Raw genomic sequence first — 12,676 nt, 5'->3', positions numbered from 1 at the left:
AACTTATGGATACAGATTTAAAGCCTCTTTCGATGATTTACAATGAAAAATCAGGTTTTCATGCAAATCACAAAGATAAGGTTTACGAAAAACTCATGACCATCTGGACTACACATGGTTTTGAAATACAGGTTTTTGATATCAGTGCAGAAGGCGATATTCAGACCTTAATGAAAAAAATCTATCAACGACATGCACAATATTCAAAACCCGGGGTTATTGTTGCGGCAGGTGGTGATGGTACGTTGAATGCTGTTGCATCGCAAATGCTTCATCAAAATATTCCGATGGGTATTTTGCCATTAGGCACATTTAATTATGTAGCACGTGCCTTGAATATTCCATTGAATCTGCTTGAGGCAGCTCATGTTATTGCGACAGGAGAACCACGTGCATCCCACATCGCATGTATCAATGATCAAATTTATTTAAACAATGCCAGTTTGGGTTTGTATCCGTTATTCATCAAAAAAAGAGAGGATTACAATCGGCGTTTTGGACGTTTTGCTTTAAATGCATATACTTCAGGCTTGGATGTACTGATTCGAGACCGCAAAGAACTCAAACTCGAAATTGAGGTGGATGGACAAAAATATCCAGTCAAAACGCCTTTAATCTTTTTTGGAAATAATCAACTACAACTTAAAGAATTAAATTTACGAATTTCCAAATGTGCTGAAGTGGGAGAGATCGCAGGGGTGGTGATCGCAAAAGGGGATAAGGTCACTTTATTTAAAACACTATTTCAGACCATTCGAGGAAAATTAGAAAAAGCATCAGATGTGTATAGCTTTGGTGCAGATAAAGTGATTGTGTATTCGAAAAAGCCTAAACTAACGGTTGCGATTGATGGAGAAATTGTGTCAATGGATACACCTTTGAACTTACATGTAGAGAAAAATGCTTTAAATATTATGGTACCTGCGCATGCTGCTACATCTATCTGATCTGCATTTTGGAACAGAGCGTCAAGCATGTATACAGGCGATTCAGCGGTTTTGTGCACAGCATCAACCAGAAGTTGTAGTGGTGAGTGGAGATCTGACTCAACGTGCTAAATTTAAAGAGTTTTATGCGTGTAAGCAATTTTTAGAATCTTTAAAAACGCCATATTTTGTTGTCCCAGGTAATCATGATATTCCGCTTTATCATGTATGGAACAGGGCATTTCGACCTTTTGGTCTGTATCAATTATTTTTTGGCAGTTTAGAGCGGACATTGTTGACTCAGCATTTTTATTTGATTGGTATGAATAGTATTCGCCGTCGCTATCATACACGCGGGCATATCTCATTTGAACAGATAGAAAGTGTCAATCAATTGTTGATGGATGCGCCAGACAATAAATTAAAAATTATTGTCAGTCATCAACCTTTTTATACTTCGAATGAAGATCATCATTTAAAAGATTGTCCGGCTTTAGGACAATTTGCAATCAAGGAATGGGGGCAGCATCAGCTCTATGCTTTATTGCACGGTCATTTACATCTCGTTGCAGTCTATGATTTAAATCAAGCATTTACTTTAAATTTATCTCATCCTGTATATGAAGTGCATGCAGGTACTGCTGTGTCTCGTCGTTTGCATAAAAAAATCCCAAATAGTTTTAATGTGATTCATGAAAACGGTACATTTCAACACTATTTTTTTGATGAACAATTACAAGAATTTATTGCTCAATAATGAAAAAATCGGTTGAATTTTTTGACAATCTGACCTGAACGAATAAAAAAAATACAAATTAGATAAATTTTTTTTAATTTTCCCCTTGAAGCGTTTATTTCCATCCCCACAAATGTGACATACAAATATTTTGTCGATGACCTAGGAATAAGAAGTCATCTTCCCTGAGTAATCAATGACATTTAGACGATGTCTATGGAGTTTTATATGAGCAACATTCGTCCATTACATGATCGCGTAGTTATTCGTCGTGTTGAAGAGGAAACAAAAACTGCTGGCGGTATTTTACTTCCAGGTTCTGCAGCTGAAAAACCAGCACAAGGTGAAATCATTGCTGTAGGAAATGGTCAAATCACTGACAATGGTGTGCGTGCATTAGACGTTAAAGTTGGTGATAAAGTATTGTTCGGTACTTATGCAGGTACAACTGTAAAAGTAAGCGGTGAAGAACTTTTAATTATGAAAGAATCTGACATTTTAGCGGTACTTGAAGGTTAATTCAGACCGAGATGGTGTGTTGTTTTTGATCAATTAAAAACAATATGCCTCATCCACTTTTAAATTAGATGGTTAAAGAATAAAGATTATTGGAGTTAAGCATGTCAGCTAAAGACGTAAAATTTGGTGATTCAGCTCGTTCAAAAATGATTGCGGGCGTAAATGTACTTGCAGATGCAGTTAAAGTAACTTTAGGTCCTAAAGGTCGTAACGTTGTTATTGATCGTTCTTTTGGTGCACCACACATCACTAAAGATGGTGTAACTGTTGCAAAAGAAATTTCGTTGAAAGACAAATTCGAAAACATGGGTGCGCAATTGGTTCGTGAAGTTTCTTCAAAAACCAATGATATCGCGGGTGATGGTACTACAACAGCAACTGTACTTGCTCAAGCAATTTTAAATGAAGGGATCAAATCTGTAACTGCAGGTATGAACCCAATGGATTTAAAACGCGGTATTGATCTTGCTGTTAAAGCTGTTGTTGAAAATATCAAAGCAACGGCTAAACCAGCTTCTGATACCAAGGCGATTGAACAAGTTGGTTCGATTTCTGCAAACTCTGACGAAACTGTGGGTAAATTAATTGCACAGGCGATGGAGCGTGTTGGTAAAGAAGGCGTAATCACAGTTGAAGAAGGTTCAGGATTCGAAGACGCACTTGACGTTGTAGAAGGTATGCAATTTGACCGTGGTTATATCAGCCCGTATTTTGCAAACAAACAAGATACTTTGACAGCTGAACTCGAAAATCCATTCATCCTTCTTGTTGATAAAAAAATCAGCAACATCCGTGAATTGATTACAGTTTTAGAAGCTGTTGCGAAAACAGGTAAGCCACTTCTTATCATTGCTGAAGATGTTGAAGGTGAAGCACTTGCAACACTTGTTGTGAACAACATGCGTGGCATCATCAAAGTGTGTGCTGTTAAAGCACCTGGTTTTGGTGACCGTCGTAAAGCAATGCTTCAAGATATTGCGATCTTGACTGGCGCTACTGTGATTTCTGAAGAAGTGGGTATGTCTTTAGAGCAAGCTTCTCTACAAGATTTAGGTACTGCGCACAAAATCACAGTATCTAAAGAAAATACAGTGATTGTAGATGGTGCTGGTGATGCAAATCAAATTGCTGAACGTGTAACTCAAATCCGTGCACAAATCGAAGAATCAACTTCTGAATACGATAAAGAGAAACTACAAGAACGTGTTGCTAAATTAGCAGGCGGTGTTGCTGTAATCAAAATCGGTGCTGCAACTGAAGTTGAAATGAAAGAGAAAAAAGACCGTGTAGACGATGCACTTCATGCAACTCGTGCTGCGGTTGAAGAAGGTGTTGTTGCAGGTGGTGGTGTTGCGCTTGTCCGTGCTGCTAAAGCGCTAGACGGTGTTGTTGGTGCAAATGATGACCAAACTGTAGGTGTAAATATCCTTCGTCGTGCGATTGAAGCACCACTTCGTCAAATCGTTTCTAACGCAGGTGATGAGCCTTCGGTTGTGATCAATGCTGTGAAAAATGGCGAAGGTAACTTTGGTTACAATGCTGCGACTTCACAATATGGCGACATGTTAGAAATGGGTATCCTTGATCCTGCAAAAGTAACACGTTCTGCACTTGAACATGCTGCTTCTGTTGCTGGTTTAATGTTAACAACTGAATGTATGATCACAGATATTCCTGAAGATAAACCTGCTATGCCTGATATGGGCGGAATGGGTGGTATGGGCGGAATGATGTAAATCATTCTGATCTCAGATCATAAAAAAATCCCCGCCATTATGCGGGGATTTTTTTATGATCAGGGCGAGGTTTTGAATAAGGTTTGAATTTATTGGTGAAATAAAAATAGATACTGATGATTTATAAAAATAGTAGAGTTTAATTGTCTGCTTAAATCAATAATGGTATTTGGGTGTTGATCAAACATACATATTGAGAATGCTTTATTTTTATATAAAGGTTTAAAAATTACCTAAAAAGAATAATCACCCAAGTAAAGAAAATAATGGATTGCGCTACAAATTGAGCCGCACTTCCCATGTCTTTTGCATTCTTGGAAAGCGGGTGGCGTTCTAAAGATACTCGGTCAACCACAGCTTCAAGTGCTGAATTAAACAACTCAACAATGATGGCGAGTAAACATACCCCAATCATCAAGGCTTGTTCAACTGAGCTCACATTAAGAAAAAAAGTAATTGGGATTAATATTAGATTAATCCAAACGATCTGACGAAAAGCAGCTTCATTTTGATAAGCAGCTTTAAAACCCGCTAAAGAATAACCCGTAGCATTAAGAATGCGTTTAAAACCTGTTGTACCCTTAAATGGAGAATAATCACTCATAAATCAAAGCTGCTATATTTTTGAACAAGTGTATTATTTTAAACTTAAATGGGTATTAATTTTAAGCAAAAAATGCTCAGTTTAGAAAAAATAAAGCAAGCGATTGAAACGATTGCTTTATTTTAGTTGAATCTTAAAGTGTTATTTTAGAATAGGATTTGCTTTCCAGTAGGCATCTAGTGCTTTACGTCCCAAACCAGGGTCATCTGTAAATAGTCCATCAACTCCAGCTTTAAAATACATTTCATATTCTTTGTTGGCACCTGTTTCACAACGTTTTGCAGCATCTGCTTCTGCGCTACTACATTTTAAATTTGCTGCCAAAAAGTTATTTTCAGGTCGGAAAGTATAAGGATGCACTTTTAAGTTAACTGCATGCGCATCTGCAACAAAAGAAGATGGTGCAGTATAGCTATCATTAAAGATATAAGGTTTCCATGGACCTACGCCATCGGCATAGGTTGAGACTGTTTTTAAACCTTGTGCTGTTGCCATATCGCCATAAGTTGTTTTCAGACCTTGCGCAACATAATCTGCTGGGCTTGCTTTTTTGTCATCATAGAGCTGAATAATTTTGGCATGCTTTAATGTCTTGTAAAGTGTTAATTGTTCTTTAAAGTATTTGAGATTACTGACTTCAAAAGATTGTAAATAAATTGGGGCAATTTCGCGTGTGTATTGATATTTCGCTAAAGTTTTCAATACAGGATCTTCCATACCTAAATTGAGCTTTTGAAAATAAGTTGGATGTTTGGTTTCGATATACAAGCCAATAATTTTTCCTGTTTTTTTGTAGTTTTTTTCTGCAAGTTCGATAATCTGTTCAAGGGTAGGAATATTGAATTGATCATTATATTGCGTATTGTTTGGGCGTAATGCTGGAATTCTTTCACGTGCTTTAATCAAATTTAATTCACTTGCATTGAAGTCTTCAGTAAACCAACCTGTTAAAGACACCCCATCAATAATTTTAGTTTTTTTGCGATCTGCAAATTGAGCTAAGGTGCTGACATTGGTGGTACCGCCAATTTCATTTTCATGACGTGCGACTAAAATACCATCTTTGGTTGAGACGAGATCAGGTTCAATAAAATCTGCACCATCGTCAATGGCTTTTTGATAACTTTCAAGTGTGTGTTCTGGACGTAAAGCACTTGCGCCGCGATGCCCAACAATAATAATCTTAGGCTCTTTATAATCAGGTGTTGTAACAATATTTGTTTTATCATCATTGCAAGCAGTTAAAAATATCATACTGCTGCTGATCAGCCATACTTTTTTATTCATTTTTCACTCAAATTATTGTGTAGAAATCGATCACAGTTTATGTGGTTAAATTGACATTGTGATGACATAAACAGGGGATTGAAGCAATTATTTATAGCGATGGTCTGTATACGATTAGGTGATCTCCACAGTTTCTTCATATTCAAGCTGATCATTCGGATTTCTGTTATTTTTTCTTGAGTTTTCGATCTAAGTCACAGAATATCAATATAAACGGAATTTAATGTTCAGCACGATCTTAACCACAATCATTTGGCACTGAAGCAAAACTAATGCTCTCTAAATTTTTTATTCAACGTCCTATTTTTGCCTGTGTCCTTGCGATTATCGTTATGGCTTTAGGCGTTTTTTCGGTTCTTAATTTGCCGATTGAGCGTTATCCAGATATTGCTCCACCACGGATTACAGTGTCAACAACTTATACTGGTGCAGACGCTGAAACTGTTGAAGAAAGTGTCACACAGGTTTTAGAGCAGCAAATTAAAGGTATTGATCACCTTTTATATTTCAGTTCAAGCAGTGATTCGTCTGGACGTGCTCGAATCAGTATTAGCTTTGAAAATGGAACTGATCCAGACACCGCTCAGGTTCAAGTACAAAATAGCATTAATGGCGTGTTAAATCGCTTGCCAGATGATGTTCAACGCCAAGGAGTGACAGTAAATAAATCACTCGGCGATACCTTTATGGTAGTGGGTTTGTATGATGAAACTGGTAAAAGCAATAATATTGAATTAGGAGATTATCTTTCCACGCATATAGAACAAGAATTGTCTCGTATAGAAGGCGTTGGAGAAGTGGATGTATTCGGTTCGCAATACGCAATGCGAATCTGGCTTAATCCAAATTTACTGCGACAGTATCAGCTGATGCCAAGCGATATTCGTAGCGCAATTGAAGCTCAGAATACACAGGTTGCTGCAGGTGGTGTTGGCGATTTGCCCGTTGCTTCAGATCAATATTTAAATGCAAAAGTGACCGCAGGCTCTCGTTTAAGAACTGTAGAAGAATTTAAAAACATTATTGTGAAATCCAATACTGATGGAAGCTATGTTTATTTGAAAGATGTAGCTCGAATTGAATTAGGCGCTGAAAATTATCAATCATTTAATACCATCAATGGCTATCCATCATCAGGGATGGGCATTTCTTTATCTTCCGGTGCCAACGCCTTAGCGACATCGGCATTGATTAAAGCAGAATTAGCCAAGATTTCTGAAAAGCTCCCACAAGGTTACAAGATTGTTTATCCACGAGATAACACACCGTTTGTTCAAGAGTCGATAAAAGAAGTTGTTAAAACATTGTTTGAAGCGATCGTTTTGGTTGTTTTGGTGATGTTTATTTTCCTACAAAGTTGGCGTGCCACACTCATTCCAACCATTACCGTACCGATCGTTATTTTAGGGACGTTTGCAGTACTGTTTGCACTGGGAATGAGTATTAATACACTGACCTTGTTTGCTTTGGTGTTGGCAATCGGCTTGCTGGTGGATGATGCCATCGTTGTTGTTGAAAATGTAGAGCGCTTGATGCATGAACAGGGCTTAACCGCAAAGCAAGCTTCTATTGAATCAATGCAAGAAATGACCGGCGCTTTGATTGGGATCACCGTCGTATTGACTGCTGTATTTATTCCAATGGCATTTTTTACTGGGTCGACTGGTGTAATTTACCGGCAGTTTTCAATCACATTGGTTGCAGCAATGGCATTGTCATTGGTGGTTGCATTGGTACTGACACCTGCATTATGTGCAATTATTTTAAAACCTAATCCTCAACCTATGCGTTGGGCGACTTGGTTTAACACCAAACTTGAAAACTTAAAACAGCGTTATATCAAACTTATTCAAAAAACCTTGAATTTAAAATGGGTGATTTTGACATTATTTTTCGGTTTAACTGTGGTTTTTGCACTTTTTTATCGCGCTTTACCTACCAGTTTTATTCCAAGTGAAGACCAAGGAATGCTCAGTGTACAGTTCCGTTTAGCAGATGGTGCACCGATGTCGAGTAGTCAGGTGGTTGGTGAAAATATACGCAAATACTTTTTGGAAAAAGAAAAGCAAAATGTCGATATTGTTCTGATTCGTTATGGTCGTAATTTCTCTGGTACAGGACAAAACCTAGGTACAGGTTTCGTTGCGCTCAAACATTGGGATGATCGTTCTGGTTCAGAAAATTCTGCGCAAGCGATTCGAGAGCGTGCGGTAAAGTATTTTAACAAGAATCCAAATGCTCGGATTACAGTGAGTTTGCCTGCTTCTGTGAATGGTTTGGGTGATAGTGATAGTTTAGAGTTTTGGATTCAGGATGTGAATGGTCAAGGGCGGAAATACCTTGATCAGCAGTTTAATGTTTTACAAACTCAAGCGAAACAATTCCTAACTTTTGAAAATTTAGATAAGAGGTCCAATCCAGACAAATCCAAGTTAAAAATTCATATTGATCAAAAACGGGCATTGGCAAATGGTTTAAGTCAAACAGCGATTAATAGTACCTTGTCAGCTGCATGGGGTGGTTCTTATGTGAATGACTTTATAGATCGTGGTCGTATTAAACGTGTCATGATGCAGGGTGATGCTGAGTTCCGCTCCAAACCTGAAGATTTAGAGGTATGGACTGTTCGTAATGCACAAAATCAAATGATTCCATTCAGTAATTTTTCGACCATTGCTTGGGAAGGTGGACCTGATGTCGTGAACCGCTTCCAAGGCTATACAGCCTTGCAAATGGAAGCCAATACCGCGCCGCATACCAGTTCTGGTCAGGCAATGAATGATATTCAGAAGTTGATTAGCCAACAACAGGGGATTGATGTCGCTTGGAGTGGTTTATCATTTGAAGAACAGAAATCCAGTAGCCAAGCATGGTTACTGTACTTAATCTCAATTGGATTCATTTTTCTATGTTTGGCTGCATTATATGAAAGCTGGTCTATTCCAACGGCTGTGATTGCTGCGATTCCTTTAGGGATTGGAGGAAATATTATTTTTAGTCAATTGGCAGGGTTCCCTAATGACATTTACTTTCAGATCGCTTTGCTGACGACAATTGGTCTGTCGTGTAAAAATGCCATTCTCATCGTCGAATTTGCAGCATTGGCGCAAGAAAAAGGCAAAACAGCGGTTGCAGCAGCACTCGAAGGTGCAGGGCTACGTTTACGTCCAATTTTGATGACTTCATTGGCATTTGGTGCTGGGGTAATCCCTTTAGTGCTTGCTTTCGGTGCAGGCGCTGCAAGCCGCCAAGAAATTGGCGTAAGTGTACTGGGTGGTGTGATCTTTGGAACAGTTTTGGTGTTGCTGTTTATCCCATTTATGTATGTGCTGATTCGAAGCATTTTTAAGTCTAAAGTATCAACTGAATCGTAAAAGCATGATTTTAAAATTGAGCTATGTTCTAGATCTCTGCGCTTGTAAATCCATGTATCCATGAGTATACGCAGACGAGGTTAAACCAAGTCTGTGTATGATCTAGACGTCACTTGATAAATAGTCAAACTAAAATATATTTTGTTCAAATTAGAAAGTAATTTTAACAACAAAAAAGCGCTTTATTTTCCTAGCATTACAGTCCAGTATTTGTGCAAAAGCGTGATCAACTTTGGATTTTCTTATGCAATTCTCTTTAGAATTAATTTCAAAAATAGAAAAAGCTATTCAAAACCACCAATTTGATGTTATTGAACAACATTTTGATCAAATCAATGACGCTGATATAGCAAAATTGTTGAGTGATTTATCCTTAAGTGAGCAGGTGACATTGGTAGAACATCTGCCCAATGCTGCTTATATTCTTGAATTTTTATCATTAGATCAACAGCTTAAAATTGCTGAACATTTGCCAAAGCAGAACCTGATTCAAGTTCTTTCGCAGATGCATTCAGATGATCAGACGGATTTATTTAAATATTTACCTTATTCATTACAACAGTCTATCTATACTGAACTTAGTCCAGAAATCCAGCAGCAGATTCAACATCTAGCCAAATATCCAGAAGAGTCTGCTGGGGCAATCATGAGTTCAGATTATGTGGCAGTGTCACCAGAACTGAATATTACCCAAGCGATTGAACAAATCAGAAAGATCGCGAAAAATCGTGAAACAGTCTATCTCATCTATGTTGTAGATCCAGATCATAAACTTTTGGGTGTGGCTTCTTTACGTGAAATGATTTTGGCTGATCCTAATCAAAATATTACGGATGTTATGCGTACAGACTTGATCATGGGGGATGTAAACGAAGACCAAGAAAGTATTGCTGAAAAATTGCATTATTATGATTTTATTGCACTTCCTATTGTCGATCAGCAGCAACGTCTAGTGGGTATTGTGACCTATGATGATGCAATGGATATTGCGACTGAAGAGGCGACAGAAGACTTTTTAAAATCCAGTGCTGTAACTTCTTCTCCTAAAATGAGCATTAAAACAGCACCGATTCATTATCTTTATAAGAAACGTGTGTTTTGGCTGGTCATTTTGGTATTTGGCAGCTTATTGTCTGGTTTCGGTATCGCACATTTTGAAGACATCATTGCCAAGAATATTGTTTTGGTGTTCTTTTTGCCTTTGCTTGTCGGAAGTGGGGGAAATGCTGGCTCTCAATCTGCAACCTTGATGGTTCGAGCTTTGGCAACTGGGGATGTTCATTTAAAAGATTGGTTATATCTGATTGGACGAGAGAGTTTAGTTGGATTATGTTTGGGCGGAACAATGGCGATTGCAGTCTCCATCCTTGGCTATTTTAGAGGGGATGCAATGGTCGCTTTGGTCCTCGCACTGAGTATGATGGGCATTGTATTGATGGGATGCTTAATTGGTATGAGTTTACCGTTCATCTTGAATCGTTTAAAGCTAGATCCAGCAAGCGCCTCGGCACCTTTGGTGACCTCAATCTGTGATGCAACTGGAGTGATTGTTTATTTATGCATTGCTTCGATTATTTTATAAGTATTTTCTGAGTATTTTAATTGGCAATATCTTTTTTCAGTTCTCGGCTGCTTGGGATTTCGGTATAGCGAAATACTTGATAACCCGCTTGTATCAGCATGGCATCCCGTTGTGCATCAATATGTTCTTTACCAATATGACTCGGATCATCAAGTTCAATAATTGCAATCACTTCAAGTTGTGGATTAAGCAGTACAAAGTCAGTGACTTTACGATTGAATTTGGAACGTAACTTGAATTGATCACAGTCAATTAAGGCACTAAAAGCAACTTGTGCAAGTACATGGTACTGGGGAAAAGTCTCATTCAAGCGCAAAAACATTTTCTGTTCAAACGGTGTAATCACACGCTTTGCATAATAATGTTGGCGTTGAAATAAATAACGACCAAAGCAGGCAATCAGCAAAGCAATTGTTGCAATACAGCCGATAAATAAAAATAAAGCCTGATAAGAATCAAATGACATAAATCAAACAGTATGCGATAGGCAAGAAAAAACCCACTCAAATCTGAGTGGGTTTTTAGAATTTGGCTCTCCAACCTGGGCTCGAACCAGGGACCTGCGGATTAACAGTCCGTCGCTCTACCGACTGAGCTATTGGAGAATCTGGAACGCATTTTAGGGAGGAAATGCAGATGGGTCAAGGAAAAATTGTTAAATTCATCATAAAAATGCATTATTTGCTAAATATTTGATCATTTTAAATAAAAATAAAGAAATTCATAGATTTGTTTAAAACTTTATTTGACTTCATTCGCGTCAGTGTTTGACTTCATTCGCGTCAGTGTTTGACTTCATTCGCGTCAGTGTTTGACTTCAACTGTAGATGAATCAAACCATCTTTGAGCAGGCTTGATTTTTTGCAATCTATTTGTCAGCACTGCTTTACGTTTTATTTATATGTAGGATTTGTCTTTGAAGTAACATCAAATTTTAAGCATAAAAAAGCCCACTTCATCATGAGTGGGCTTTTTCGAATCTGGCTCTTCCACCTGGGCTCGAACCAGGGACCTGCGGATTAACAGTCCGTCGCTCTACCGACTGAGCTATGGAAGAATAGATGGCTCTCCAACCTGGGCTCGAACCAGGGACCTGCGGATTAACAGTCCGTCGCTCTACCGACTGAGCTATTGGAGAATCTGATGCGCATTTTATGGATGAAAGCCAAAGTGGTCAAGTGAAATTATACCAAAAGCATCTTAAATGTTTTTTTATTGTCCGAATTTAAATAATTTGTATATATATTGATTATTTTTAAAGTTTTCTAAATCTTTTTCAGAGATTAAGCTTTCGTATGCTTGGGGATGTTGTTGTAGCTGTAGAATACTTTCAATCCGTTTGGAAGCTTTCTTTCGAGCTAATGCACTAAAAATAATCGCAATTTCTAAGATTTGGTTATTTTTAAAAAGAAAGTTGGAAGACAAGAATAAGTTTTTGACAGGATAAGGTTTTTTTCTCAAAGCATGTTGCTGCATGATTTGACTACTCAAACTTAATTCAAGTTCATAACACATTCCAAAGGAAAAACCGCGATGTTCTTGCTGTATTTTACGCATGCTTAATGCGGAAATTTTTTCATAGTCCACAGTTATGTTGATTGCAGGCATTTGAATTTGGCAAAAATCACTGTGAAAACACAGCTGTGGTCTTCCATATTTGATCAGTAGATACAGTGCAACAAGTTCAAATAATAAAATAAACAGCCACAATAGCAGCACGAAAATAAAAGTAAAGGTGATGTAGTCTGAATGCGCGATATATAGATAACAAGGAATCTGTAGCGTAGTCAGAATGACATAGCCAGCAATGATTTTTATTGGATCTGCTTTTATTGTATATGTAGTATTAATCATGAAAATATAAAAATAGAATGACATAAAAAAGCCATTCTAATCAGAATGGCTCTTTAGC

10 protein-coding genes and 3 tRNA genes are annotated in these 12,676 nt (G+C 37.8%); 6 read left to right on the top strand and 7 right to left on the bottom strand.

What is annotated here, in order from left to right; translation table 11 throughout:
- Positions 1-5: 5 nt before the first annotated feature.
- From F938_RS07275 to groL, 4 genes are all read left to right on the top strand, one after another.
- Positions 6-947 carry a diacylglycerol/lipid kinase family protein gene (locus F938_RS07275; RefSeq protein WP_005030700.1) on the top strand — a complete coding sequence of 314 codons (942 nt, stop codon included), beginning with the start codon at positions 6-8 and terminating at the stop codon, positions 945-947.
- Complete coding sequence (locus F938_RS07270; RefSeq protein WP_005030697.1) at positions 928-1,683, top strand: metallophosphoesterase family protein; 756 nt, start codon at positions 928-930, stop codon at positions 1,681-1,683. Before F938_RS07275 ends, F938_RS07270 begins: the two co-directional genes overlap by 20 nt.
- Before the next feature lie 207 nt (positions 1,684-1,890).
- Entirely contained in the window at positions 1,891-2,181 is a 291-nt protein-coding gene (locus F938_RS07265) for a co-chaperone GroES (protein WP_004828341.1), read from the top strand.
- Positions 2,182-2,282: 101 nt separating this feature from the next.
- Positions 2,283-3,917, top strand: a complete 1,635-nt coding sequence (gene groL / locus F938_RS07260) for a chaperonin GroEL (protein ID WP_004828344.1) — start codon at positions 2,283-2,285, stop codon at positions 3,915-3,917.
- A gap of 229 nt (positions 3,918-4,146) precedes the next feature.
- On the opposite strand, the gene F938_RS07255 is transcribed toward groL, so the two are convergent.
- The gene (locus F938_RS07255) at positions 4,147-4,521 is read right to left on the bottom strand and encodes a diacylglycerol kinase (protein WP_005030695.1); all 375 of its coding nucleotides are present in this window, start codon (positions 4,519-4,521) and stop codon (positions 4,147-4,149) included.
- A 141-nt stretch (positions 4,522-4,662) separates the two neighbouring features.
- On the bottom strand, positions 4,663-5,808 hold the full coding sequence (locus tag F938_RS07250; RefSeq protein ID WP_005030692.1) for a glycerophosphodiester phosphodiesterase: 1,146 nt from the start codon (positions 5,806-5,808) through the stop codon (positions 4,663-4,665).
- A gap of 272 nt (positions 5,809-6,080) precedes the next feature.
- Between F938_RS07250 and F938_RS07245 the strand changes: the two genes are divergently transcribed.
- Positions 6,081-9,182, top strand: coding sequence for a multidrug efflux RND transporter permease subunit (locus F938_RS07245; protein ID WP_005030691.1), 3,102 nt, complete (start codon positions 6,081-6,083; stop codon positions 9,180-9,182).
- Between the two features lie 244 nt (positions 9,183-9,426).
- Positions 9,427-10,764, top strand: coding sequence for a magnesium transporter (gene mgtE / locus F938_RS07240; protein WP_005030689.1), 1,338 nt, complete (start codon positions 9,427-9,429; stop codon positions 10,762-10,764).
- A gap of 16 nt (positions 10,765-10,780) precedes the next feature.
- Here mgtE and F938_RS07235 read toward each other — a convergent pair whose 3' ends face one another.
- The 5 genes from F938_RS07235 to F938_RS07215 all read right to left on the bottom strand — a co-directional run bounded on the left by F938_RS07235 (position 10,781) and on the right by F938_RS07215 (position 12,642).
- The gene (locus tag F938_RS07235) at positions 10,781-11,230 is read right to left on the bottom strand and encodes a DUF2726 domain-containing protein (RefSeq protein WP_004828425.1); all 450 of its coding nucleotides are present in this window, start codon (positions 11,228-11,230) and stop codon (positions 10,781-10,783) included.
- 63 nt (positions 11,231-11,293) lie between these two features.
- Positions 11,294-11,369, bottom strand: a tRNA-Asn gene (locus F938_RS07230).
- Positions 11,370-11,745: 376 nt separating this feature from the next.
- Positions 11,746-11,821, bottom strand: a tRNA-Asn gene (locus tag F938_RS07225).
- A gap of 5 nt (positions 11,822-11,826) precedes the next feature.
- Positions 11,827-11,902 (bottom strand) — tRNA-Asn (locus F938_RS07220).
- A gap of 74 nt (positions 11,903-11,976) precedes the next feature.
- The gene (locus F938_RS07215) at positions 11,977-12,642 is read right to left on the bottom strand and encodes a hypothetical protein (RefSeq protein ID WP_005030687.1); all 666 of its coding nucleotides are present in this window, start codon (positions 12,640-12,642) and stop codon (positions 11,977-11,979) included.
- Positions 12,643-12,676: the final 34 nt, after the last annotated feature.

The organism is Acinetobacter bereziniae LMG 1003 = CIP 70.12 (genome assembly GCF_000368925.1).
Classification (GTDB): domain Bacteria; phylum Pseudomonadota; class Gammaproteobacteria; order Pseudomonadales; family Moraxellaceae; genus Acinetobacter; species Acinetobacter bereziniae.
The sequence above is the reverse complement of the archived record's forward strand: the minus strand, read 5'-3'. Positions and strand labels throughout refer to the sequence as shown.